A 26071-nucleotide genomic window follows, 5' to 3' on the forward strand; every position below is an offset into this window, starting at 1 on the left:
TCCTCCATGCCGCCTGTTGACAAGAAATCGCAACAGGCGCAACCTACTAATGAGTATAGGAGAGACGCAAGGGTTTATGCTGACCGAAATCCAGAGCGCGATTCGCGACACCGTCCGGGATTTCGCCCAGGCGACGATCCGCCCGCATAGCGCCCGGTTCGAGGCGGAGGGCGGCTATCCCCGTTCGCTGTTCGAGGAGATGGCCGGCCTTGGCCTCTGGGGCATGACCGCGCCCGAAGCCTATGGCGGCGCGGAGGCTGACTCGGTTTCCTATGCCCTCGCGCTGATGGAACTGGCCGCTGCCGACGGCGCCCTCTCCACCATCGTCTCGATCCAGAATTCGATCCTCGTCTCCGGCCTGCTCAAGGATGGCAGCGAGGCGCAGAAGGCCCGTTTCCTGCCCGACCTGATCGGCGGCCGCACCATCGGCGCCTTCGCCCTCACCGAAAGCGACGCCGGCTCCGACGCATCGGCCGTGCGCACCCGCGCGGTCAAGGTCGATGGCGGCTGGCGCATCACCGGTGCCAAGCAGTTCATCACCTCCGGCAAGATTGGCGGGCTGGTGATGATCATCGCCGTCACCGATCCCGACGCCGGCAAGAAGGGCCTGTCCGCCTTCATCGTGCCAACCGACCGCCCCGGCTATGCGGTCGACAAGGTCGAACACAAGATGGGCCAGGGCGCGTCGGACACCTGCGCGCTGCGGTTCGACGACATGTTCGTCGAGGATGATCTGCTGATCGGCCAGCCGGGCCAGGGCTACGCACAAGCGCTGGCCAATCTGGAGACCGGCCGCATCGGCATCGCTGCCCAGTGCGTCGGCATGGCGCAGGCGGCGCTGGAAATTGCCATTGCTTACGCCAGGGACCGCAAGAGCTTCGGCAAGGCGATCATCGAGCATCAGGCGGTCGGCTTCCGCCTCGCCGATCTCGCCACCCGGCTGGAGGCCGCGCGCCAGCTCGTCCTGTCCGCCGCCGCGATGAAGGACAGCGGCCAGCCGGCCCTGACCCAGGCGTCGATGGCCAAGCTGTTCGCCTCCGAAGCGGCCGAGGCGGTGGTATCCGGCGCGATGCAGACGCTGGGTGGCTATGGCTATCTTGAAGAATTCGGAATCGCGAAAATCTACCGCGATGTCCGCGTGTGCCAGATTTACGAGGGCACGTCGGACATCCAGCGCATGGTCATTGCGCGCAGCCTTTGAAGGAGTATTTCGATGCAGGATGATCCGGTAGTCATTGCGAGCTATGCCCGCACGCCGATGGGCGGGTTCCAGGGCGCGCTATCGGCGGTCAAGGCCACGGACTTGGGCGCCACGGCGGTCAAGGCCGCGGTCGAGCGGGCCGGCGTTGCCACTGATGCCATCGATCGCATCTATATGGGCTGCGTGCTGCCCGCCGGTCTTGGCCAGGCGCCCGCGCGCCAGGCAGCGCTCGGCGCAGGCCTTGGCCTCAATATCGAGGCGACGACCGTCAACAAGATGTGCGGTTCGGGCATGCAGGCGGCGATCATGGCGCATGAGGCGCTGGCATCGGGCGCGGCCGACATCGTGATCGCGGGCGGCATGGAGAGCATGACCAACGCCCCCTATGCCCTGCCCAAGCACCGCAGCGGCGCGCGTATCGGCCATGACCGCATCATCGACACGATGATGATGGACGGGCTGGAGGACGCCTATGAACCCGGCAAGGCGATGGGCGTCTTCGCCGAAGAGGCAGTGCGCGACTATCAGTTCACCCGCACCGATCAGGATGATTATGCCATCCGCTCGCTCGACCGCGCCAATGCGGCGATCGGCAGCGGCGCCTTCGTCCGCGAGATCACGCCGGTCACCGTATCGGGCCGGGGCGGCGACACCGTCATCGACACCGACGAACAGCCCGGCAAGGCCCGCCCGGAGAAGATCCCCGGCCTCAAGCCCGCCTTCGTCAAGGATGGCACCATCACCGCCGCCAATGCCTCGTCCATTTCGGACGGCGCCGCCGCGCTGGTGATGACCCGCCAGAGCGTCGCGGAAAAGCAGGGCCTGAAAATCGTCGCGAAGGTCGTCGCCACCGCCGCCCACGCCCATGAACCCGCCAAGTTCACCACCGCGCCGGTGCCTGCGATGCGCAAGCTGCTGGCCAAGGCCGGCTGGTCGGTCGAGGATGTCGACCTGTTCGAGGTCAACGAAGCCTTTGCCGTGGTCGCGATGATCGCCGCCAAGGAACTGGGCATCCCGGCCGACAAGCTCAACGTCAATGGCGGCGCCACCGCGCTCGGCCATCCGATCGGCGCATCGGGCGCGCGCATCGTCGCCACCCTTTTGGGCGCGCTGGAAACACGCGGCCTCAAGCGCGGCGTCGCCAGCCTCTGCATCGGCGGCGGCGAAGCCACCGCCATGGCCGTCGAACTCGTATAATTCTGCCGGGAGAGGACAGATAATGGATATCAAGGGACTGGCCGCCATCGTCACCGGTGGCGCCTCCGGCCTCGGCCGCGCCACCGCCACCATGCTCGCGGCGCAGGGCGCCAAGGTCGCGATCTTCGACCTCAATGAGGACGCCGGCAAGGCGGTCGCCGCCGAAATCGGCGGCCTCTATGTCGGCGTCAATGTTGCCGACGATGCCAGCGTCACCGCCGGGCTCGACACGGCGGAAGCCGCCCATGGCACGGCCCGCATCCTGGTCAATTGCGCCGGCATCGCCCCGGCCGTGAAGACGGTGGGCAAGGAAAATCTGCCCCACCCGCTCGACAGCTTCGCCAAGACGGTGACCGTCAACCTGATCGGCACCTTCAACATGATCTCCAAATTCGCTGCCCGCGCGGCAGCGGCCGAGGAGATGGACGGCGAGCGGGGCGTCATCGTCAACACCGCCTCGGTCGCGGCCTATGACGGCCAGATCGGCCAGGCGGCCTATTCCGCGTCGAAGGGCGGCGTGGTCGGCATGACCCTGCCGATCGCCCGTGATCTGGCCCAGCACAAGATCCGCGTCATGACGATCGCACCGGGCATCTTCCTGACGCCGATGCTGGAGGCCTTCCCCCAGCATGTACAGGATGCGCTGGGCGCGCAGGTGCCCCACCCCAGCCGCCTCGGCAAGCCCGCCGAATATGCCCAGCTGGTCGAGTCGATCGTCCGCAACCCGATGCTGAATGGCGAGGTGATCCGCCTCGACGGCGCCATCCGCATGGCGCCGCGCTGATGAGCGGGTCGGGCAGCGGCGTGGCGCTGGCGATCGCCGACGGCATCGCCCGGATCACGCTGGATCGCCCGGCGGTCGGCAATGCGATCGATCTGCCGCTCGCCCGTGCGCTGCTCGACGCCGCAATCCGGTGCGAGAGCGATGCGGCGGTCCGCTGCGTCGTCCTCAGCGGCAATGGCAAGCTGTTCTGCGCCGGCGGCGATGTCGCGCTGATGGGCGGCGCGGGGGCACAGCTCCCCACCGTCCTCACCGAACTCATCGCCACCTTCCACGCCGCCGTCACCCGCCTCGCTCGCATGGCCAAGCCGCTGGTGACTTTGGTCAACGGCCCGGCCGCTGGCGCAGGCTTCAGCCTCGCCATATTGGGCGATGTCGTGCTGTCCGCCCGCTCGGCCCATTATACCGCCGCCTATGGCGCGATCGGCCTGACCGCCGATGGCGGGCTGAGCTGGCTGCTGCCGCGCCTCGTTGGCTTGCGCCGCGCGCAGGAGATCATCCTCACCAACCGCCGCATCAAGGGCGAGGAAGCCGAAGCCATCGGCCTTGTCACCCGGCTGGTCGATGACGAGGCGCTGGAGGCGGAAGGGCTGGCGCTCGCCGCCCGCCTCGCCGACGCACCGACCGCAGCCTATGGCGCCGCCCGCACCCTGCTGCATGACAGTTTCGACACCGGTTTCGAGACCCAGCTCGACCGTGAATTGCGATCGATGGCGATCGCCGGCGCCGGCGAGGCGCAGGAGGGGCTTGCCGCCCTGCTCGCCAAGCGTTCCCCGAATTTCAGAGGAGCCTGACCCATGGCCGAGGCCTATATTGTCGATGCCGTCCGCACCGCCGGCGGCCGCGCCCGCAAGGGCGGGCTGATCGACGTCCATCCCGCCGATCTGGGCGCCACTATCCTCAACGCCCTGGTCGACCGCACCGGCATCGATCCCGCCGCGATCGAGGATGTGATCGTCGGCTGCGTCAGCCAGGCGGGCGAACAAAGCTTCGCCTTTGGCCGCAACCTCGTCCTCGCCTCCAAGCTGCCCGACAGCGTGCCGGCCGTGACGATCGACCGGCAATGCGGCTCCTCGCAGCAGGCGCTGCATTTCGCGGCGCAGGCGATCATGTCCGGCACCCAGGATCTGGTGATTGCGGCGGGCGCCGAAAGCATGACCCGCGTGCCGATGGGCTCCAACTTCCAGCTCCACGCCGCCGCCGGCCTGGGCGACGGCCCCTGGCCCAAAAGCATCCAGAAACGCTATGGCGTCGCCGAATTCAGCCAGTTCCATGGCGCGCAGGCGATCGCCAACAAATATGGCTTCACCCGCGAGGATATGGACGCCTATGCGCTCGCCAGCCATGCCAAGGCGGCAGCCGCGATCGACAGCGGCGCCTTCAAGGCGGAGATCGTCCCGGTGCTGACGCCAGAGGGTATTTTCGACACCGACGACGGCGTGCGCCGGGGCGGCACGATGGAGGCGATGGCCAGCGTCAAGACGCTGGAGGAAGGCGGCACCATCACCGCCGCCAATGCCAGCCAGATGACCGACGGCGCATCGGGCGTGCTGGTGGCGAGCGAAGCGGCGATCAAGCGCTTCGGCCTCACGCCCCTCGCCCGCATCGTCAACCTGACCGTCACGGCGGGCGATCCGGTCATCATGCTGGAGGAGCCGATCCCCGCCACCCGCAAGGCGTTCGAACGCTCGGGCCTGAAGCTCGACGATATCGACCTGTTCGAGGTGAACGAGGCCTTCGCCTCCATCCCCATGGCCTGGCTCAAGGCGATCGGTGCCGATCCGGCAAAGCTCAACGTCCATGGCGGCGCGATCGCGCTCGGCCACCCGCTCGGCGCATCAGGCACCAAGCTGATGAGCACGCTCGTCCATGCGCTGAAAGCACGGGGCAAGCGCTATGGCCTGCAAACCATGTGCGAAGGCGGCGGCATCGCCAATGTGACGATCGTGGAGGCACTGTGATGGCTTTGAAGACGCGTTTCACCGAACTGTGCGGCATCGAGCATCCGATCGTGCAGGGCGGCATGATGTGGGTCGGCCGCGCCGAACTGGCCGCCGCCGTCTCCAATGCCGGGGGGCTGGGCATCCTGACCGCCCTCACCCAGCCGACGCCCGACGATCTGCGCCGCGAAATCGATCGCTGCCGGACGATGACCGACAAGCCGTTCGGCGTGAACCTCACCATCCTGCCCTCGGTCAATCCGCCGCCCTATGCCGAATATCGCCAGGCGATCATCGACAGCGGCGTGAAGATCGTCGAGACCGCCGGCCACAAGCCGCAGGAACATGTCGATGATTTCAAGGCGCATGGCATCATCGTCGTCCATAAATGCACCGCCGTCCGCCATGCCCTCTCGGCCGAGCGGATGGGCGTCGACGCCATCTCGATCGACGGCTTCGAATGCGCCGGCCATCCCGGCGAGGACGATATTCCCGGCCTCATCCTGATCCCGGCGGCCGCCGACAAGCTCAGCATCCCGATGATCGCCAGCGGCGGCTTCGGCGACGGCCGCGGCCTCGCCGCCGCGCTGGCGCTGGGCGCGGAAGGCATCAACATGGGCACCCGTTTCTGCGCCACGGTCGAGGCGCCGATCCACCAGAATGTGAAGCAGTTCCTGGTCGACAATGACGAGCGCGGCACCAACCTCATCTTCCGCAAGTTCAAGAATACCGGGCGCGTCGCCAAGAACAGCGTGTCGGACGAGGTGGTCGAAATCTCGCTGCGCGAAGGATCGGTCTTCCCCGACATCCAGCCTCTGGTGTCGGGCGCCAAGGGCCGGGTCGCACTCGAAACCGGCGATCTCGACGCCGGCCTGATCTGGGCGGGGCAGATTCAGGGCCTGATCCACGACATCCCGACCTGTCAGGACCTCATCACCCGCATCGTCGAGGACGCCACCACCATCATCCAACGCCGCCTCGCCGGCCTCGTCACGCCGGAACTCGCGCCGGTAGGCTAAAGCGAAATTTGAGGGAGAGGCGGCTCCTCTCCCTCAATCATCATATCGGATGATTTCTGCAAAGCGGGATATCGATGGATCGCGGCTTGTGTCCAGATCGACCGAGAGCAGCGTAGCGCCGCACTGTTTCGTAATCTGACCAACCTGCCCGATCAGGCTGGCTATATCTTCTGCGGATTCGGGCGCCCGCAATTTCGGATAGAGGAAGCCCCCTTCGCCGTCGGCAAGATTGACGGCTTCCATCCGGGACAAGGCCTCCGCCACCCGATCAAGTGACGCCAGAGAACCCGAAAGATAGAAGGTCAACCATAAGTCGGGCACATCAAAACCCGCTTCTGCCCGCAGGACAGCGACCCGTTCGATGATGTCGGCGATGCTCATATTGAAAATCTAACCCGATTCGCGAGCAGCAGCTATCGAAGATCGAGAAGCGCCTGTTTCACGATAAACGTCTGGCGCATCTCCAATAGCCCTGTCCTATTCGCCGCGTCTCTGATCTATCCTCGACGATGGATCGCATCGGCGCGCCCCTGATTCCAACAGAGCATTCGTGCCCCAACCGAAGCGTGGGTGGTGCGTGGCTGTCGCTTAGCCGGCGCGTCGTCATGACCCGAATGGCGCGTCACCCTGACCCGGAAGTGACCCAAGCGTTGCGTCGGTGGGGCGTTGCCGGGGCATTTGGGGCGCATTCGGCCCTTTTTGCCGCACGACACTATATACTTTGCCCGGTGGAACGCAGGTGTGACCTAATCCTGCGCCAGCAGCAGCGCAGCATAGGGTGGCAATGCCATCCCCGACGCCGCATCGCTGATCGCCGCGACGATCGTGCCATCGGCCTCCACCTCATCCGGCCAGGGCGCGGGCGTTGGCGACAGGTTGAAGATGCAGGTCAGCGCCTGATCCTCTGCCACCCGGCGGAAGGCCAGGCACTGATCGTCGGCGCGCATGATATCCAGGCGCCCATGGCGCATCGCCGGATTCGCCTTGCGCAGCGCGATCATCGCGCGGGTGAAGTGCAGCAGCGAGGCGGGGTCGCCCTCCTGCGCCGCCACCGCCCGCGCGACATTCTCCGAACCCAATGGCAGCCAGGGCTCGCCATCGGTAAAGCCCGCCTCCGCCGCATCGACCGACCAGGGCAGCGGCGTGCGTGCGCCGTCGCGCGACAGGGTCAGCGGCCAGTTGGCGATCGCCTCGGGGTCCTGCAATTTCTCGAACGGGATATCGACCTGGGTGATGCCCAGTTCCTCGCCCTGATAGAGGATGACATTGCCGCGCAGCGCCATCAGCAGCAGCATCTTGAGCCGAGCAAAGGCCGGCTGATCCTCCGGCGCGCACCAGCGCGACAAGGCGCGCGGCGCATCATGATTCTCGAACGCCCAGCTCGGCCAGCCCATGCCCGGTTCGTCCGGCCAGCGCGCCAGCGTATCGGCGATCAGGCCGGGGGTCAGCGCCGGGGTATAGAGGAAGGTGAAGCCATAGGCGCTGTTGAGATGATCCTCGCCCGCCGTATAGGCCTTCATCTCCTGCTCGGCGAGGTCGCCGCCCACCTCCGCCACGGTGAAGATCGCGCCATAGCGATCGGTGAGGTCGCGGATGCGCGCGACGAAATCGACCACGCCGGGATGCGACTGGCTATAGCGGCGAATCTGATAATCGAAGGGTCGGGTGCGCGGCCCTTCCCCCTCGGGCGCGGGCGGATTGTCGCGCAATTCCGGGTCGTGCATCGCATGGTTGAGCGCGTCGAGGCGAAAGCCGTCGACGCCCCGGTCCAGCCAGAATTGCATTGCGCCCAGCAGCGCATCCTGCACCGCAACATTATGGACGTTGAGCTGCGGCTGGCTGGTCAGGAACTGGTGCATATAATATTGCCGCCGCCGCGCGTCCCAGGTCCAGGCCGGGCCGCCGAACACCGACTGCCAGTTGTTGGGCGGGGTGCCGTCCACCCTGGGGTCGGCCCAGACGAACCAGTCCGCCTTGTCATTGTCCCGGTCCTGCCGGCTCTGCGCGAACCAGGGATGCAGGTCGGAACTATGGGCATAGACCTGGTCGATCGTGACCTTGATCCCCAGTTCATGCGCGCGCGCCACCAGCGCGTCGAAATCGGCGAGTGTGCCGAAGATCGGGTCCACCCCGCAATAATCGGCGATATCATAGCCGAAATCGCGCATCGGCGAGGGGAAGAAGGGCGAAATCCAGATCGCGTCCACGCCCAGCCGCGCGACATGCTCCAGCCGCGCGGTGATGCCCGGCAGGTCGCCAATGCCATCGCCGTTCGAATCCTGAAAGCTGCGGGGATAGATTTGATAGAGGACCGCACCCTTCCACCAGGGCCGATCGCCTGCATCACGACTGTCGGGAGCCATTTGCGCCACCCCATGTCCCAAGCCTGCGGCGCATCGTGCCGCAGCGCCAGTCTACACGGCGGCGCGCGCAGGTGAAGAACTATGTTGCGGCTGCGAAGGGTTCAGGGCGTATGTCGGGATCGCGTCACGCTGGAGATCAGCTGGTTGATGACGCACTCATCCTGCGCGGCGGATGCACAAATGCCGCACAGCCAGTCCAGACACCGAGCCAGAAATGCCATGGCCCTCTCCTTCTTCTTTATGCGCGCAGAATAACAGGATTCGCGGGCATGGAAAAGCGGGAGAAGAGGGCAGATCGGCGCCTATTGGTCGGCGCCGATCACCCGGTAGAGCAGGATGCGATTCTGCACCGCCGCCAGCTGTGTCGCGATCGCCGATTGCTGCGCGCTGTAAAGCGACCGCTGGCTGGTCAGCGAATTGAGGAAGGTGTCGATGCCCGCCCGATAGCGCTGGTCCGCCAGCGCATAATAGCGCTGGTTGGCCGTCACCAGCGCCTGCTGTGCCGCCTGCTGCCGGTCGATCGTGCCGGCCCGCGCCAGCCCGTCCGACACTTCCTGGAAGGCGGTCTGGATCGCCTTCTCATATTGCGCGACATAAAGGTCGCGCTGCGCCTTGCTATAGTCCAGATTGCCGCGCGCCGCCCCGCCAAAGATCGGCATGCTGGCGGACGGCGCCGCCGACCAGGCAAATCCGCCATCGCTGAACAGCGAAGACAGGGCCGAGCTGGCCACGCCGATCGCCGTCGTCAGACTGATCTTGGGGAACATCGCCGCCCGCGCCGCGCCGATATCGGCATTGGCGGCCTTGAGCTGATGCTCCGCCTGCAACACATCGGGTCGCTGCAACAATACGTCGGAGGATAGACCTGCTGGCACCTTCGCGGTCGACTGCAACAGGCTGTCGAGCGATTGCGGCAGCAGCGCATCCTCGACCGGTGCGCCGACCAGCAGTTCCAGCGCGTTGCGGTCCTGCGCCACCTGGGTGACATTCGCCTCGATGTCGGAGCGCGCCTGCTCCACCGTGGTTTCAGCCTGATGCACGTCCAGCTTGCCGGCCAGACCCGATGTGTTGAGCGTCTGCGTCAGTTTCAGGCTGCGCTCGGCGCTCGCCAGCGTCTGGCGCGACAGGGCGAGCAATTCCTGGTCCGCCGCCATCGTCGCATAGGCGTTCGCCGTCTCGGCGATCAGGGTGATGCGGGTCGACCGCATCCCTTCCTGCGTCGCCAGATAGGATTCGAGCGCCGATCGGGTCAGATTCTTGACCCGGCCGAACAGGTCGATCTCGAACGCGCTGAAACCGACATCGGCGCTATAGCTGTTCTGCCGATTGTCATTCTGGCGACTGAAGCTCGCTGCCGCATCGCCGGTGATCGTCGGCAACTGCGCCGCCCGCTCGACCTTGTACTGCGCCCGCGCCGACTGGACATTGGCCAGCGCCACGCGCAGGTCGCGATTATTGGCCAGCGCCCGCTCGATCACGGTCTTGAGCCGCGTGTCGCCGATCAGCGCGGTCCAGGGCAGGCCGGCGGGTTCGGCGCTCGCCGGGGCATAGGCCTCACCCGTGGGGAAGGCCGGCGCCACCGGCGTTTGCGGTCGGACATATTTGGGCGCCATGTCGCACCCGGCCAGCACCAACGCCGACAGCGGCATCATCATCCATGCAGCGCGGGTCATGCGGGCACTCCGTCCACGGGCGCATCCTGGGCCGGCGGCTCGCCACCCGGCTTCTTCTTGTCCATGCCGAACAGGCGGGCGATCGAGACGAAGAAGAGCGGCACATAGAAGATCGCCAGCACCGTCGCCGTCACCATGCCGCCGACCACCGCCGTGCCGATCGCGACGCGGCTTTGTGCGCCGGCCCCGGTAGCGATGGCGAGCGGAATGACGCCGGCGATGAAGGCCAGGCTGGTCATCAGGATCGGACGGAAGCGCAGCCGCGCCGCCTCCAGCGCCGCTTCCAGCGCATTGCGGCCATTGCGATGCGCCAGTTCGGCAAACTCGACGATCAGGATCGCATTCTTCGCCGCCAGACCCATGGTGGTCAGCAGGCCGACCTGGAAGAAGATATTATTCTCCAGCCCGCGCAGCGTCACCGCCAGCACCGCGCCGATCAGGCCGAGCGGAATGACCAGCAGCACCGACAGCGGGATCGACCAGCTTTCATAAAGGGCCGCGAGGCAGAGGAAGACGACCAGCACCGACAGGCCATAGAGCAGGGGCGCCTGTCCGCCGGACAATTGCTCCTGATAGCTGAGGCCGCTCCAGGCATAGCTGGTGCCGGCCGGCAACTGCTTCTGCAGCGCCACCATCCGGTCCATCGCGTCACCCGAGCTGGCGCCCGGCGCCGACTGGCCCTGGATCTCGAAGGAGGACAGGCCGTTGAAGCGCTGCACGCTGCTCGGCCCCATCACCCAGTGGCTGGTGGCAAAGGCGGAGAAGGGCACCATCTCGCCGGTCGTGCTCGATCGCACCATCCAGTTGTCGAGATCGCTCGGCAAGGCGCGATAGGCGGCGTCGGCCTGCATATAGACGCGCTTCACCCGGCCGCGATCGACGAAGTCGTTGACATAGGTGCTGCCCCAGGCGGAGCTGAGCACATCGTCGACATTGGCCTGGGTCAGGCCCAGCACGGTCAGCTTCTCGGTATCGATGTCGATCTTGAGCTGCGGCGTGTCCTCCAGCGAGGCCGCCCGCACCCCGGCCAGAACCGGATCTTGCTGGGCAGACGCGATCAGCTGGTTGCGCAACTCCAGGAAGCGCTCGCGGCTGAGGCCGCCGCTGTTCAGCAGTTCGAAGGTGAAGCCGTTGGACTGGCCCAGGCCGCGGATTGCCGGCGGGGTCATCGCCAGCACCTTGGCATCGCGGATCGCGCCCAGCTGCTTGGTCGCCCGGTTGGCGATCGTGCCGGCCTCGTTCGTCTTGCCCTTGCGATCGTCCCATGGCGCCAGGTTGATGAAGCCCTGGCCGACATTCTCGCCCTGCCCCTGGAAACTGAAGCCGGTCATGATGAAGGCGAAGGCGACATTGTCCTTCTCGTCATTGAGGAAATAGCTCTGCACCTGGTCGATCGCCGCATTGGTGCGGCTCGACTTGGCGCCGGACGGCAGCGTGACCTGCACCATCACCTGGCCCTGATCCTCGACTGGCAGGAAGCTGGTGGGCAGGCGCATGAACAGCACGACCAATATACCCAGCACCACCACATAAAGGCCCCAGAAGATGCCCCGCTTGCCGATCACGCCCTGGGTGCGGCGGACATAGCCATTGGTCAGCCGCTCGAACCAGCGGTTGAACTTGCCGAACCAGCCCTTCTCGCGATGCGCCTTGTCGATCGGCTTCAGGATGGTGGCGCACAGGGCCGGCGACAGGATCAATGCGACCACGACCGACAACAGCATCGACGACACGATCGTGATCGAGAATTGGCGATAGATGACGCCGGTCGATCCGCCGAAGAAGGCCATGGGCAGCAGCACCGCCGACAGCACCAGCGCGATGCCGACCAGCGCACTGCCAATCTCCATCATCGACTTGATCGTGGCGTCGCGGGGCGAAAGCCCCTCTTCCTCCATGATGCGCTCGACATTTTCCACCACGACGATCGCGTCGTCGACCAGCAGGCCGATCGACAGCACCATGCCGAACAGGGTCAGCGTGTTGATCGAATAGCCGAACAGGGCAAGGATGCCGAACGTGCCGAGCAGCACGACCGGCACCGCGATCGCGGGCACCAGCGTCGCACGCCAGCTCTGCAGGAAGACGAACATCACGATCACGACCAGCACGACCGCCTCGATCAGCGTCTGCACGACTTCCTCGACCGACAGCTTGATGAAGGGCGTGGTGTCGCGCGGATAGACGATCTTGTAACCGTGCGGCAGGTTGCCGCCCAGTTCGGCGACGCGCGCCTTCACCAGCTCCGCGGTCTTGAGCGCGTCGGCGCCCGGCGCCAGCTGCAACGCCATCCCCGATGCCGGATGGCCGTTGAGGCGCGCGCTGGTGGTATAGCTTTCATTGCCCAGCTCGACGCGGGCCACGTCGGACAGGTGGACGACCGACCCGTCGCTCTGCGTCTTCACCACGATATTGCGGAACTGGTCCGGCGTTTCCAGGCGCGCACGCGCCGTGACGGTGGCGTTGATCTGCTGGTTGGCCGGTGCCGGATCGGCACCGATCTGGCCGGCCGACACTTCGATATTCTGCGCCTTGATCGCCGTTTCGACGTCCGACGGCATCAGCTTGACCGCGGCCAGCTTATAGGGGTCCAGCCAGATGCGCATCGCATATTGCGACCCGAAGATCTGGGTCGCGCCGATGCCGTCGATACGGGCGATCGAATCCTGGAAATTATTGACCAGATAGTCGGCAATGTCCGCCTGGGTGGCATTGTCGGTCTCGTCATAGAGACCCACCAGCATCAGGAAGTCGGTCTGCTGCTTGGTGACCGACAGGCCCTGCTGCTGCACGGCGCTGGGCAGGCGGCTCAGCGCCTGCTGCACCCGGTTCTGCACCTGCACCTGCGCGGTGTCGGGGTCGGTGCCCTTCTGGAAGGTGACGGTGATGCGCGACTGCCCCGTCGATGTCGACGAGGAGGAGAAATACATGAGCCCGTCGATGCCGGTCAGCTGCTGTTCGATGACCTGGGTGACACTGGTCTCGACCGTTTCGGCCGACGCGCCCGGATAGGTGGCGCTGATGCCGACGCCCGGCGGCGCGATATCGGGATATTGGGCGACTGGCAGCGACAGCATGCCGCCGAGGCCCGCCAGCATGATGCCAATGGCGATGACCCAGGCAAAGATCGGCCGGTCGATGAAAAAGCGGCTCAGCACCGGGCCTCTCCTACTTCTTCGCCGCGACGGCGACGGGCTTTACCTTGTCGTCGGGCTGGACCTTGTCGGTGCCCTCGACGATCAGCCGGTCGCCGGCCTTCAGGCCTGCGGTGATCAGCCATTTGTCGCCGATCGCCTGCGCGGCGGTGACGGTGCGGCGCTCGACCTTGTTGTCCTTGGTCACGACCAGCGCGGTCGCATTGCCCTTGGCATCGCGGGCGATGCCCTGCTGCGGCGCCAGGATCGCGCCGGGCACGACCGACTGGGGCGCGACGACGCGCACGAACATACCGGGCAGCAGCATGCCGTCGGGATTGGGGAAGCGCGCGCGCAGCGTCACCGTGCCGCTGTCGACATCGACGATCGGCTCGGCAAATTCGATCCGCCCTTCCAGCGGATATTCGCTGCCATCGTCCAGCTTCAGCCGGATCGTCGCGCTGGCCGGCAGCGTCTTGCCCGCCGCCAGCGATCGCCGCAGCTGCAGCAGCTGGCTGCTCGACTGGGTGACGTCGACATAGATGGGGTCAAGCTGCTGGATCGTCGTCAGCGGATCGGTCTGGCTGGCGGTCACCAGCGCGCCGGGGGTGAAGAGGGTCCGGCCGATCCGGCCGCTGATCGGCGCGCGCACCTGGGTGAAGGTCAGGTTCACATTGGCGGTGTCGAGCGAGGCGCGGGCCTGGCCCACGGCGGCCGCTGCCTGGCGGGCCGTCGCGATCACATCGTCGCGGTCCTGCGCGCTCACCGCCTCGGTATCGCCAAGGCCGCGATAGCGCTGCGCCTTGGCCTGCGCTGCCACCGCCGTCGCCTGCGCGCTCACCAGCGCCGCCTGCGCCTCGTCGCGCGACGCGCGATAGAGCCGTTCGTCAATCTGGTAGAGCGGCTGGCCGGCCGTCACCATCGATCCTTCGGTGAACAGCCTTTTCTGGATCACGCCGGTGATCTGTGGCCGGACTTCCGACTGCATGGTCGACACGGTGCGCGCCGGCAATTCGGACGAGACGGTCACATTCTGTGCCGCCAGCGTCACCACGCCCACTTCCACAGGCCCTTTCTTTGGCGCCTTTTCCTGTCCGCAAGCGGTGATCAGGATGCATAGTGCAATCGGTGCGACCCGGAGGCTCCGGAGCTCTGCGAAAATGGGCATGGCTTCACATCGTTACCGCCGGCAGGCAGCGCCGACGATCGCCTGATCGCGATTTGAGCGGTATCCTGCTAGACCAAGTTGATATCCTGACGCATCATCATGTCGCGTGACATCCGGACGCGTATCGCTTTGTATCGCCCTGTATCATCCCCGGTAGAGGCACAGACTTTTGCAATATCCGCCGCTAGAAGCGCAACATGGCTGACCTGTCCGATCCCCGCCGCAACAGCGTCATCGTCGTCGACGATGATGCCGATATTCGCGGTTTGATCGTCGATCAGTTGCGGCAGGAAAATTACGACCTGCTCTCTGCATCCAACCTCGCCGAACTGCGCCAGGCCCTGCGCGACCAGCCGGTCGACCTGATCGTGCTCGATCTCAACCTGCCCGATGGCGATGGCCTGTCGCTGTGCCGCGAACTGCGCGCCGAAGGATCGGGCATCCAGATCATCATGGTGACGGCGCGCGGCAGCGCGATCGACCGGGTGCTGGGGCTGGAATTGGGCGCCGACGATTATCTGACCAAGCCGTTCGAACCGCGCGAGCTGCTGGTGCGCATCCGCAACCTGCTGCGCCGCCCCCGCGTCGAGGCGCCGGCACCCGCCGACCAGTCCCGCTACGCTGTCTTCGGCCCCTGGCGGCTCGATCTGCTGCAACGCCGGCTGATCGCCCCGGACGACCGGCTTGTCATGCTGTCCTCCGCCGAATTCCGCCTGCTCTCCCGCTTCATCGAGGAACCCAATGTCGTGCTGGCGCGTGAGACTTTGCTGCCCGAACGGCGCGCCACCGCCGCCTTCGACCGCACCATCGACCTGCAGGTCAGCCGCCTGCGGCAGAAGCTGGCCGGCGCCACCGGCGGCGCCGACCTGATCCTGACCGTCCGCGGCGAAGGCTATGTCCTCGCCAGCCCGGTGCGCTACGAATGATCGGCCAGCCGGTGCAGCGCGTGCGGGATTTCTTCCGCTCGATGGCGGGGCATATCTTCGTGCTGCTGACCGTCGGCATCTCGCTCTCGGCCATCCTGGCGCTCGCCGTGTCGGAACAGGGGCGGCGTCATGATTTCGAACGGGTCCGCCGCCAGCGCGTGCTGGCCAGCGCCTTCGACGTGGCCGACCGGCTGCGCCGCGATCCGGTGCGCGTCCAGCAGATGCTGGAAAATCACGGCATTGTCGGCGCTTCCATCGCCCCTGACGGCATCTCGATCAACGAGCCGGATCCCGATCTCGAAGCCGCGCTCGCCCGGCGTTTCGGCCCCCGCGCCCAGCCGGAGGCGGGACAGGTGCCCTTCGGCCTCTGTTTCCCGGACAAGGATGCCGGGCGCAGCCGGGCTGCCGGCCTGATCGATGCGCCCCGACCCGATTGCTGGATCGTGCGCATGACCGACGCGACCGGCCAGCGCCGCGGCATGGCGCTTACCTTCCCGCGCCTCGCCCGGCCGCCCAGTTCGCTGTTCAGCCCGGCCTATCTGGTCGTCATCCTGCTCTCGGCCGCCGGCCTCTCCATCCTGATCGGCCGGATCGCCGCCAAGCCGCTGCGCCGCCTGTCCCAGGCCGCCGAAGCCTTTTCCGTGTCGCGCGACCCGGAGGAAATTCCCGAGCGCGGGCCGGAGGAGGTGCGCGCCGCCCTCTCCACCTTCAACCTGATGCAGCGCCGCGTCCGCGCCGGTTTCACCGAGCGGACGCAGTTGCTGGCGGCGATCAGCCATGATCTCCAGACCCCGCTCACCCGGCTGCGGCTGCGGCTGGAACTGGTCGAGAATGAGGAGCTGCGCGCCCGCCTGCTGCAGGATCATGAGGCGATGCAGCGGCTGGTGCGCGAAGGGCTGGACCTTGCCGCCAGCACCGAGACGCATGAGGATTGGTCGGTGATCGACCTCGACTCCCTGCTCGCCAGCATGGCCGAGGATGCGCAGGAACTGGGAGCGCCGGTCCAGTTCGCCGCCGGCTGCGGCGCGTCGGTCCGGGTCAAGCCCAATGCGCTGACCCGCTGCATGAGCAATCTGGTCGACAATGCCGTCAAATATGGCGGATGCGCGGAGATAAGCTGCCTGCGCACGCCCGGCCATGTCACGATCGAGATACGCGACCATGGCCCCGGCATCCCGCCGCAGGATCTGGACCAGATGTTCGAACCCTTCACCCGCGGCGCCAGCAGCCAGCCGGGCGGCCGGCACGGCACCGGTATCGGCCTCACCATCGCGCGGTCGCTGGGCCTCAGTTTCGGTGCGATCGTCGCGCTGCGCAATGCACCCGATGGCGGGCTGATCGCCAGTATCGAGATGAAGGCTGCCTAAACCGCGCCGACGACCATCAGCGCCAGCGCCACCAGCAGTCCCCCGCGCGCCAGCCGGGGGCCATAGGTCAGCGCCAGCAGCACCGCCCCCGCCATCAGCGGCAGCAGCCCGCACCAGGTGACGATGCCGATCCCGTCCGCACCGGCCAGGATCGCGCCGAGCAGCGACAGGGCAATCGCGCTCCAGCCGAGCAGCGGCAGATGCCGGGCCAGCCCATGGCGCTGCCAGGGGCCGAGCAGCGCCGGCCCATGCCGCGTCATCGCCGCCGCCAGTGCGAAGAAACCGATATAGAGCAGCCCCGCGACGATCATGCTGGCTGCTCCCGCATCCGCCGACGCGCTGGCGTTGGCGCATTGCGCCGCCGCACCTGCCGACGCACGATCAGCGCGAGCGCTGCCGCCATGGCCAGGAACAGAAGATTGCCGGCCAGAAGGACCGGTTCGGTCGACCAGACCGGCCCCAGCACCGCCGCCAGCACGCAGGCGAAGGCGAGCAGCCCCATCATCAGCGGCCAGCCGATGGCCGGACGCAGCGCCAGCCCGGCCAGCACGGCCGCCGCCGCCATCCACAAGGCCACGGACACTTCCGCTTCCGGTCGCCCCGCCATGCCGATCGGCAACAGCCGATTGGCGATGAAATAGGCCACCGCGCCCAGCGGCACGCCAGTGATCACGCCGACATTGAGCCGTTCGAGGATGCGATTGCCGATCGAGAGGGGCTGGCGCTCGCGCCGCTTGGCGATCCACAGCACCATGCCGGTCGAGATCGCCAGCGTCAGCATCGCCCCGCCCAGCACATAGAGCCAGCGCGTCGCCATCGGCGCGAAGCGCGCCATGTGCAGCCCATAGATGACCTGATAGGTCCGCATCGCCGGCCGCCGCTCGACCCAGCTCTTGAGCAGCCGGCCCGTGGCCCCGTCGAAGCTCGCCTGCCCCCGCATATAGCCGATCGTGTCGGCATCGGACTGGTAGACGGTGACGACCGATGCCGCGTCGCCGGGATTGAAGACATAGACGCGGCCGACATGGCCGCCGCCAAATGCGCGCTCGGCCGCCGTCAGCATCGGTGCGATCGGCGCCAGCGACGCGGGCTTTCCGGCCGCCGGACGGGTCACCGAACCGGGTGCCAGCGCCTCGTACATCTCCATCACCTTGTCACCATAGCCGGCACTGATCGGCCAGGGCATGTTGAGCGACGCCAGCGTCAGCAGCCCGGTGAAGGTGATCATCAGGTGAAAGGGCATGGCCAGCACGCCGGTCGCATTATGCCCGTCGAGCCAGGACCGCTGGCCCTTGGCCGGGCGGAAGGTGAAGAAGTCCTTGAAAATGCGCTTGTGCGCGATGATGCCGGTGACCAGCGCGACCAGCATGACCATCGCCGCCAGCGAGGCGAGCAGCCGGCCCCAGGGATAGGGAATTTCCAGCTCGAAATGGAGGCGGTAGAAGAATTCGCCGCCCAGCGTCTCGCGCGCGACCGGCGCACCGGTCACCGGATCGAGCGCGCGATACAGATAGTCGCTGCCCTGGTCATAGGATGCCTCGACCGTATTGGCCCGGCCGTCAGGCGCGGTCAGATACCAGCCGGTGGAACCGGGCGCATGTTTCGACAGCCAGCCTGTCGCCGCGACGATCGCGCTCTTGCTGTCCGCCTGCGCCGTCACCTCGGGCCGCATCCAGCGGCCGATCTCCGGCTTGAAGACGCTGAGCGTCCCGGCCAGGCACATGACGAACAATACATAGCCCAGCAGCAGCCCGGTCCAGCCGTGCAGCCAGGCCATCGCCTGCCGCACGCCATCCCGCACCATCGCCGATGCCCCGCTCATGCAAAGCCTCCGCTGGTCCAGACCAGTCCCGCCAGCCCGGCGGACAGCAACACAACGCCGCCCAGAGCGACCCAGGGTCCGCGTGCGAGGAAGGCCCACACGGTTACTGCTGGCGCAAACAAATAGGAGAACATGGTCGCCACCGTGACCGCCTCCAGCCGGCCCATCGGCAGGGTGCGGGCCAGCAGCATCGCCGCCAGCGCCGCCACCGCATAGGCGCCCACCGTGCCCGCGAGCGTGCGCAGCGCGACATTGCCGCGATAACGCCAGCCGCTACGGGCGCGCAGAGCCGCCGCCTTCGTCAATAGTCCACGCTCAGCGTGAACACCGCCGTGCGCGGCGCTGCGTAGAAGGCCTGGCCCCACATCAGGCTGCCCAGATATTTGGTGTTGGTGACATTCTTCACGTTCACGCTCGCCCGCAGATGATCGACCACCCGGATACCCGCCATCAGGTCGAGCACGGCATAGCTCTTCTGCTTAACGACCACATCGCCCATGTAAACATCGCCGTCATAGACATCGGTCAGCGTCGTCTTGATCGCGTTCTGCCAGCGCATCTGCGCCCCCAGCTTCAGGTCGTTGAGCTGCGGCACCTGATAGGTGGTGGCCAGTTTCAACGACTTGGTCGGCAGCCAGGTGCGGGTGTCGTTGCCCTCGTCATCCTCGATATCATATTGGGTATAGCCGCCGCTCAGCGTCCACTGGTCGGTGATCTTGCCTGCCACTTCCAGTTCGAAACCGGTCGAGGTGGTATCGACGCCGGCATAATAGCTGCCGCCGGCCTTGCCCGGACCATTTTCGTCGAAGGTGCCGGCATAGTCGGCCAGCCCCTTCTGCTTGGCGCGGAACACGGTGGCGGTGGCATAGAGGCGATCGCCGAACCAGCTGCTCTTGATGCCGCCCTCGATGCTGGTGCCCTTGGCCGGGTCCAGCTTGCGATTATTCGCGTCGACTTCCGCCTGCGGGTTATAGATGTCGGTATAGCTGGCATAAAGGGTGACGTTGGGCGTCACGTCATAGAGCAGGCCGAGATAGGGGCTGATCTTGTGGTCGTCGCGCGCCTGATCGGTGCCATAGGAATAGCCGGACGACTTGATCCACATCGCGCTGGCGCCGACCACGCCCTTCAGCTGGTCGGTGAAGTTCAGATGCGCCGCACCATAGAGGCGAGTCAGCTCGTCGCTATATTTGGCGGCCAGATATTCGCCCGGATAATCCGGCTCGGTCACCTGCGCGCTGCCCCAGTCATAGACCGACGGATAGACCAGCGCCGTGTCCTCGGCGAAATTCTCCCACTCCTTGGCATTCGACTTGGCATAGGACAGGCCCAGCACCAGCTTGTGCTCGCGGCCGAACAGGCTGAACGGGCCGGTGGCGCTGAAATCGCCCAGATATTGCTTATAGTCGGACGGGTAGATGCCCGACATGCCATAGACGCCCTCGCCCGTCTCCTTGTCGGGATAGCCATAGGCATAAAGCAGCTTCGCATTCTCCTGGAAGCGCTTGTAGGTGAACATCCCGCTCAGCGTCCATTGGCCCATGGTATAGACCAGCTCGCCAAAGCTGTTCTGGTCCTTGGTGTTCCAATAGGTCCAGTCGGCCGAGGTGGTTGCCGAACGCGCATGGTCGATCCGCGTGCCGTCGGTGAAGACCAGCGGCATCGCCCCCCACAGCACGCCGTCGGCGTCATTTTCCTGGCGCGTATAACCGACCGTCGCCTTGAGATCGGGCGTCACCTGCCAGGCGACGATCGCGCCAAAAACGTCGCGATTGATATGGTTATAGTCGAGATGGGTGTCGCGATCCTCATGGGCATAGATGAAGCGCGCCGATACTGTATCCGTGACCGGGACATTGACGTCGCCTTCCACGCGCCACAGGTCGCGCGAACCGACCTGGGCCGTGCCCTTGGCCTGGAACTCGTCGAGCGGCCGCTTGCGGACATAGTTGATCGTCGCCGACGGGTTGCCGATGCCGGTCATGATCGCATTGGCGCCGCGCACCGCCTCGACATTCTCGAACAGGGCGGTGTCGAGGTCGCCGAACTGGATACCCCAGGCGAGCGGCAGGCCGACGCCATCGACCTGAAAATTGGACACGTCGAAACCGCGCGAGTTGAAATAGGTGCGGTCCGTCTCGACGCGCTCGACATTGATGCCGATCGTCTGGTCGAGCAGGTCGTTGACGTTGGTGATCGCGAAATCCTCGATCCGTTCGCGATTGATGATCGTCACCGACTGCGGCGTCTCGCGCACCGACAGCGACAGGGCGGTGGCGGAACTGGACGGCTGGTTGGCCGCGGTCACGACGATCCGCGACGCGTCCTCTGCGGCATTGTCCGCTTCTGCCGCGTGGGCGGCATGCGGCATCACGACAAGGGCAAAGCTGCTGCTCAACAGGAGGTGGCGCAAGGACAGACGCATTTTGATTTCCCCGATGGCTCTCTATCTGCGCCGCGCGTTAGGCATGTCCAGAATGCGAGTCAAACGCATTAGCATTGCATGCGCGCTACAATCACGCCACGAAGATGAAATTTTGTTCATGTCTGGAACGAAGCTGGTCGGTTTCTCCTTTGTAAACCGGCACCTGCCCGTGCCTCCTGCCCAGGGAGTATCCGATCATGACAAATGCACCGCCCCGCCGATCGATCGCCGCCCTGATATTGGGCATCGTCTTCGGCCTTATCGGGCTGGTGCTGACCGGCGGCGGCGCCTGGCTGCTGATCTCGGGCGGCTCGCCTTATTATCTGGTCACCGGCATCGCCCTGATCGTCGCGGGCGTGCTGCTGGCGCGCGGGCGCAAGGCCGGCGGCTGGCTCTATATTGTCATCTTCGCTGTCACTTTGCTCTGGGCCTATTGGGAAGTGGGCCTTGATCCCTGGGCACTGGTGCCGCGCGTCGTCGCCCCGCTGGTCCTCCTGATCGCGCTGCAACTGGTCTGGCCGACGCTCGACCGCAGCGCCGGTCGCTGGCGCCGTGCATGGGTCGGGGTGGCTGTCACTTTCGCTGTCGCGATCGGCTTTTTCTGGAGCATCGCCGGCAACTTCATCCCGCCGGTGCTGCAGGGTCTGCCCGACGCCCGCTATGCCATGGCCGATCCCTCGATCGGCACCACCGGCGCCGACTGGCCGGCCTATGGTGGCACCAACAGCGCCCGGCGCTACTCGCCGCTCGCCCAGATCACCCCGGCCAATGTGGGTAACCTCAAGCGCGCCTGGCTGATCCACACCGGCGATCTGCCGGCCTCGGCCCAGATCCGCAACACCTATGGCGCGGAAAACACGCCGCTCAAGATCGGCGACACCCTCTATGTCTGCACGCCCAAGAGCATGGTGATCGCGCTCGATCCTGCCACCGGCAAGCAGAAATGGCGCTTCGACCCCAAGGTGTCGGACGAGGCCATTCCCTATACCGCCGCTTGCCGCGGGGTCAGCTATTATGCGGTGCCCGGCGCCGCTGCCGACACGCCCTGCGCCCAGCGCATCATCCTGGGCACGCTCGACGCGCGGATCATGGCATTGGATGCCCGCACCGGCCAGCAATGTCGCGACTTCGGCAGCAATGGCCAGGTCCGCATCACCGACGGCATGGGCCAGGTCCCTCCGGGCTATGTCTCCATCACCTCGCCGCCGACCATCGTGCGCGGCGTGATCGTCACCGGTCATCAGGTGCTGGACGGGCAGGATCGCTGGGCGCCGTCCGGCGTGATTCAGGCCTATGGCGCGGTCACGGGCAAGATGCGCTGGGCCTGGGACATGATGCACCCGGAACGCAGCGGTCCGCCGCCGGCCGGCCAGACCTATGCCCGCGGCACGCCGAACATGTGGACGATCGCCTCGGGCGACGAGCAGCTTGGCCTCGTCTATCTGCCCATGGGCAACAGCGCCGCCGATTATTACAGCAGCCTGCGCCGGCCGGAGGAAAATCGCTACGCCACCTCGCTGGTCGCGATCGACGTGATGACCGGCAAGCCGCGCTGGAATTTTCAGGCGGTGCGCAAGGATGTGTGGGACTATGATTTCGGCGCCCAGGCGACCCTGATCGACTTCCCGACCACGCGCGGTCCGGTGCCGGCGATGCTGCTGCCCAGCAAGCAGGGCGACATCTATGTGCTCGACCGCCGCACCGGCCGGCCGCTGACCCCGATCGGTGATATCAAGGCCCCGCAGATCGGCGTGGAGCCGGAGCAGCGCGCCGCCACCCAGCGCATCTCGCTCTACCATACGCTGCGCAAGCCAGACCTCACCGAAAAGGACATGTGGGGCATGTCGCCGATCGACCAGATGATCTGCCGCATCCAGTTCCGCCGGGCGAGCTATAAGGGCTTCTTCACCCCGCCCGAAGCCGACAGACGCTCGATCGAATATCCCGGTTATAATGGCGGCACGGACTGGGGTGGCATCGCCGTCGATCCGGCGCGCGGGGTGATCGTCGCCAATTATAACGACATGCCCAACTATGTCCGGCTGGTGCCTCGCAAGGAAGCCAACAAGAAGGGCTGGGCACCGCGCGACCAGGCGCGTGGCGAGATTGGCGGGGCGGAGGGGGCTGGCGATCCGCAGGCGCACACTCCCTATGCGATCGACGTCAATGCCGGCTGGCGCCTGCCCTTCACCGGCCTGCTCTGCAAGCAGCCCCCCTATGGCGGCATCCGCGCGATCGACATCGCCACCGGCAAGACCATCTGGGATCGTCCCTTCGGCACCGCGCGCACCAACGGGCCGTTCGGCATCCCCTCCATGCTGCCGCTGACGATCGGCACGCCCAATAATGGCGGATCGGTGGTGACGGCCGGCGGGCTGATCTTCGTCGCCGCCGCGACCGACAATCTGATCCGCGCGATCGACCTCAAGACCGGCAAGACGCTGTGGCAGGACGTGCTGCCCGCCGGTGGTCAGGCGACGCCGATGACCTACAGCCAGAATGGCAAACAATATCTGGTCATCATGGCCGGTGGTCATCATTTCATGCAGACGCCAGTGGGTGATGAACTGATCGCCTATGCCCTGAACTAAGATGCTTTACTGAGACGCTTCGCCGCCGCCCTTTGCCTTACCAGGCGAGGGCAGCGGTCAGCATCAGTGCCTGCGCCTTATCCTCCGGCCGCGCCGCGCCGGAGGCATCGGCGCGCATCAGCCTGCTGCTCGCCAGTTGGTCGGGGTCGATTAGGTGCAGGCCGACCCGTATCGGTCGACGCCCGGTCAGCGCATAATCGACGCCGGCCTCCAGCCGCAGGCCAGCATCATCCTGCATCAGCGCCGGCGCACTGCTCTGCGCCGCGGCAACCCGGCAACGCCATGGTCCCTTCGCCCAAAGCCCCTCCAGCGTCAGCTGCTGTTCCTGCACATTGCCGCCCCGGTCCTGGCGCAGTCGCGCCATATGGTAGCGCGCCGACAGGCTGAGCGCGGACGTCAGCCGATGCTCCGCCCGCATCGCCAGCCCCCGCACATGCGCCGACCCGCGATTGACCGGCAGATAGCCGTCCTCGACAAAGGCCAGCCGGTCCTCGATCTCGCCGTCAAAGGCATCGACCGCCAATGTCAGGTCGGACGCGACCATCCAGTCGCTGCCCAGCCGCATGCGGCTGTCGCGTTCCGGCCGCAAACCGGCCTGCAATGTGCGGAACGCCTCCCGCGTCAGCCCCAGCGCGCCCGACAGGCCGACCCCGGCATAGGCCTCTATCGTCTCGCGATAGTCCGCGCGCAGGGTGACGCCGGGCGCGGCGTCATAGGCCAGCCGCCCCATCGGCAAGAACAGGTCGCGGCTCTTGATTGCGTCGCGGCCATAGAGCGCCGTCACATTGGCCCCGCGATTGTTGAGCTTGGCCCCCTGCCAGCCCAGTTCGGCCTGCAAGCCGTCCGCCAGTGGCACGCTGCCATGGGCGTCGACCAGCATCAGGCTGCTACGCGGTTGGGCATCGCCGGACAGGTCGGTGGGCAGCGGCACCGTGCCGATCCGACGAGCCGGCAGCGCCACCATCCGGTTACGCTTGCGCTGGACCGCGATGCCGATCGCCGCCGGCTCGGCTGGCGATGGCGTCAGTTCGACGGCATAGATACGCGCCGGCTTCGTTGCGCCGTCCAGCGGCGCGGGCAGCAGGGAAAAACGCAAGGGCCGTTTCAGCACAAAGCCGCCATGATCGGGGGTAATCGTCTGCGCTGATGCGGGGACCACGAACCCCAGGGCTACCAGCACCACCACCATCCAGCGGATCATCGCCATGACGCCACCTGCGCCAACTGGATAGCGGCCCCGGCGCGACGTTCCGGTTCATAGGCGATCATGTAACCGAAATGGTCGGACAGCGGCGCGCCCTCCACCTCCGTACCAAAAGGCACGGCCGCGTGGATGGCCCGCATCGGCCGACCACGATCGTCGCGTGCGAACAGCCAGTCCTTGCCGCGCGCGCTTGCCTGTTCGAGATCGCGATGCGTGCCGGCATCGGATGGCAGGCTGTCCGCCAAAGCCCGACGTGCGCCGCCCAGATGCGCCGCGACAAAGCCCATGCCCGCCCGCGCCCAGCGGGTGAAGAAGGCGTGGATGCGGTTGCGATCGGCGCCGATATTGAGGTCGCCGCCCAGGATCATCGGCTGTCCGGCGGGAACATGGGCACGCACGAAATCGGCCAGCAACCCGGCCTGCCGATCGAATGCCCGCTGCGACCGGGCGATCGCCACGCCTGCCGCCTTGCGCGCGTTGAGATGGGTGTTGACGATGCTGACGGGCCGGTCGAAGCCCGGCACCGCCAGATGGGCGATCAGCACGCCCTTGTTCGCCAGGCAATCGAAGCCGGCGCAGGCGAAATCGGGAAAGGCCATGCGGTCGACGCCGGTGATCGGATAATCGGACAGGATCAGCAGCCCGCTGTTCAACTGCTTGGGCACAGTCTCGCCCCGGTCCCATCGCGCCGCCTGCGCATAGGCGCGGTCATCCGGTCCCGCCACAATCGCCGTACGCAACCCGCTGTCCGGGCCGATCGCGACATGGGCATAGCCGGCGCGGCGCGCCAGTTGTGCGGCCTGCGGCGAAAAGGCTTCCTGCAGCAGGACGATATGGGGCTGGCGCCCGGCCCGGCGCAGCGCCGCCAGCCGATCGGCGATGCGGCCCAGTGCCTCGTCCCGGCCAAGGGCGATCGGCCAGGGCAGGCCCATCACATTATAGGTCATCACCGACAGCGGCAGATCGGGCCGAGGCACAGCCGCCGTCAGCCCGGCAGTGTCACTCTGCCGGCTTTCGCCCTGCGATCCCGTGGCAGCCAAGACCGCCAGGCTCGCGACCAATATCGCACGCAAAGGCTTCGCCATCCCTCAATCCCCTGCGCCCTTCATAGCGCGCGCATGAGTCATGCTCGTGTCGTTCGCGCGGCAGCCGGGTTAAATTTTGAAGGCGGCAATGGTCACCGGAGCGACGCGGGACTGTCATCATCGCCGTCAGCTTGCGGGCGGACGGTTCCAGCTGATAGGGGAACTCCGACCCGCC

General features: G+C 66.3%; 20 protein-coding genes. 9 read left to right on the forward strand and 11 right to left on the reverse strand.

Annotation, left to right across the window (positions count from 1 at the left end; all coding sequences use genetic code 11):
• The first annotated feature begins 76 nt into the window (after positions 1-76).
• The 6 genes from U0025_RS19080 to U0025_RS19105 are packed head-to-tail and all read left to right on the forward strand — an operon-like array spanning position 77 to position 6138.
• Positions 77-1201 carry an acyl-CoA dehydrogenase family protein gene (locus U0025_RS19080; RefSeq protein WP_004209085.1) on the forward strand — a complete coding sequence of 375 codons (1125 nt, stop codon included), beginning with the start codon at positions 77-79 and terminating at the stop codon, positions 1199-1201.
• Positions 1202-1213: 12 nt separating this feature from the next.
• Positions 1214-2398 (forward strand): acetyl-CoA C-acyltransferase, encoded by a 1185-nt coding sequence (locus U0025_RS19085; RefSeq protein WP_004209086.1) that lies wholly within the window; start codon positions 1214-1216, stop codon positions 2396-2398.
• Between the two features lie 22 nt (positions 2399-2420).
• Positions 2421-3182: a 3-hydroxyacyl-CoA dehydrogenase gene (locus U0025_RS19090; RefSeq protein ID WP_004209087.1), complete on the forward strand. Its 762-nt coding sequence runs from the start codon at positions 2421-2423 to the stop codon at positions 3180-3182.
• Positions 3182-3973 (forward strand): enoyl-CoA hydratase/isomerase family protein, encoded by a 792-nt coding sequence (locus U0025_RS19095; RefSeq protein WP_004209088.1) that lies wholly within the window; start codon positions 3182-3184, stop codon positions 3971-3973. The genes U0025_RS19090 and U0025_RS19095 overlap by 1 nt, the downstream gene beginning before the upstream one ends.
• 3 nt (positions 3974-3976) lie before the next feature.
• On the forward strand, positions 3977-5140 hold the full coding sequence (locus U0025_RS19100) for an acetyl-CoA C-acetyltransferase (protein WP_004209089.1): 1164 nt from the start codon (positions 3977-3979) through the stop codon (positions 5138-5140).
• Complete coding sequence (locus tag U0025_RS19105) at positions 5140-6138, forward strand: NAD(P)H-dependent flavin oxidoreductase (RefSeq protein WP_004209090.1); 999 nt, start codon at positions 5140-5142, stop codon at positions 6136-6138. The genes U0025_RS19100 and U0025_RS19105 overlap by 1 nt, the downstream gene beginning before the upstream one ends.
• Positions 6139-6171: 33 nt before the next feature.
• Here the strand turns inward: U0025_RS19105 and U0025_RS19110 are convergent, their stop codons facing one another.
• The 5 genes from U0025_RS19110 to U0025_RS19130 all read right to left on the reverse strand — a co-directional run bounded on the left by U0025_RS19110 (position 6172) and on the right by U0025_RS19130 (position 14476).
• Complete coding sequence (locus U0025_RS19110) at positions 6172-6519, reverse strand: hypothetical protein (protein ID WP_004209091.1); 348 nt, start codon at positions 6517-6519, stop codon at positions 6172-6174.
• 365 nt (positions 6520-6884) lie between these two features.
• Entirely contained in the window at positions 6885-8501 is a 1617-nt protein-coding gene (locus U0025_RS19115) for an alpha-amylase family glycosyl hydrolase (RefSeq protein WP_004209092.1), read from the reverse strand.
• Between the two features lie 302 nt (positions 8502-8803).
• Positions 8804-10174 (reverse strand): efflux transporter outer membrane subunit, encoded by a 1371-nt coding sequence (locus U0025_RS19120; RefSeq protein ID WP_004209095.1) that lies wholly within the window; start codon positions 10172-10174, stop codon positions 8804-8806.
• Complete coding sequence (locus tag U0025_RS19125) at positions 10171-13332, reverse strand: efflux RND transporter permease subunit (RefSeq protein ID WP_004209096.1); 3162 nt, start codon at positions 13330-13332, stop codon at positions 10171-10173. The genes U0025_RS19120 and U0025_RS19125 overlap by 4 nt, the downstream gene beginning before the upstream one ends.
• 10 nt (positions 13333-13342) lie before the next feature.
• A complete protein-coding gene (locus tag U0025_RS19130) occupies positions 13343-14476 on the reverse strand; it encodes an efflux RND transporter periplasmic adaptor subunit (protein ID WP_004209097.1) in 1134 nt (377 codons plus the stop codon).
• A 197-nt stretch (positions 14477-14673) separates the two neighbouring features.
• On the opposite strand from U0025_RS19130, the gene U0025_RS19135 reads away from it, so the two are divergent.
• Positions 14674-15402, forward strand: coding sequence for a response regulator (locus U0025_RS19135; protein WP_004209098.1), 729 nt, complete (start codon positions 14674-14676; stop codon positions 15400-15402).
• Positions 15399-16769, forward strand: a complete 1371-nt coding sequence (locus U0025_RS19140) for an ATP-binding protein (protein WP_004209099.1) — start codon at positions 15399-15401, stop codon at positions 16767-16769. The genes U0025_RS19135 and U0025_RS19140 overlap by 4 nt, the downstream gene beginning before the upstream one ends.
• On the opposite strand, the gene U0025_RS19145 is transcribed toward U0025_RS19140, so the two are convergent.
• From U0025_RS19145 to U0025_RS19160, 4 genes are read right to left on the reverse strand one after another with little or no spacing between them, the layout of a single operon-like run.
• Entirely contained in the window at positions 16766-17080 is a 315-nt protein-coding gene (locus U0025_RS19145; protein ID WP_004209100.1) for a DUF3325 domain-containing protein, read from the reverse strand. The genes U0025_RS19140 and U0025_RS19145 overlap by 4 nt on opposite strands.
• The gene (locus U0025_RS19150; protein WP_004209101.1) at positions 17077-18591 is read right to left on the reverse strand and encodes a PepSY-associated TM helix domain-containing protein; all 1515 of its coding nucleotides are present in this window, start codon (positions 18589-18591) and stop codon (positions 17077-17079) included. Before U0025_RS19150 ends, U0025_RS19145 begins: the two co-directional genes overlap by 4 nt.
• Positions 18588-18896, reverse strand: a complete 309-nt coding sequence (locus tag U0025_RS19155; protein WP_004209102.1) for a hypothetical protein — start codon at positions 18894-18896, stop codon at positions 18588-18590. The genes U0025_RS19150 and U0025_RS19155 overlap by 4 nt, the downstream gene beginning before the upstream one ends.
• Positions 18893-21016 carry a TonB-dependent siderophore receptor gene (locus U0025_RS19160; RefSeq protein ID WP_004209103.1) on the reverse strand — a complete coding sequence of 708 codons (2124 nt, stop codon included), beginning with the start codon at positions 21014-21016 and terminating at the stop codon, positions 18893-18895. Before U0025_RS19160 ends, U0025_RS19155 begins: the two co-directional genes overlap by 4 nt.
• A gap of 197 nt (positions 21017-21213) precedes the next feature.
• On the opposite strand from U0025_RS19160, the gene U0025_RS19165 reads away from it, so the two are divergent.
• Positions 21214-23607, forward strand: a complete 2394-nt coding sequence (locus U0025_RS19165) for a membrane-bound PQQ-dependent dehydrogenase, glucose/quinate/shikimate family (RefSeq protein ID WP_004209104.1) — start codon at positions 21214-21216, stop codon at positions 23605-23607.
• A gap of 37 nt (positions 23608-23644) precedes the next feature.
• Here U0025_RS19165 and U0025_RS19170 read toward each other — a convergent pair whose 3' ends face one another.
• Complete coding sequence (locus U0025_RS19170) at positions 23645-24814, reverse strand: TonB-dependent receptor domain-containing protein (RefSeq protein WP_004209105.1); 1170 nt, start codon at positions 24812-24814, stop codon at positions 23645-23647.
• On the reverse strand, positions 24805-25896 hold the full coding sequence (locus U0025_RS19175; RefSeq protein WP_004209106.1) for a sphingomyelin phosphodiesterase: 1092 nt from the start codon (positions 25894-25896) through the stop codon (positions 24805-24807). Before U0025_RS19175 ends, U0025_RS19170 begins: the two co-directional genes overlap by 10 nt.
• Positions 25897-26071 lie beyond the last annotated feature (175 nt).

The sequence above is a fragment of the Sphingobium yanoikuyae genome (assembly GCF_034424525.1).
In the GTDB taxonomy this organism is placed as follows: Bacteria; Pseudomonadota; Alphaproteobacteria; order Sphingomonadales; family Sphingomonadaceae; genus Sphingobium; species Sphingobium yanoikuyae.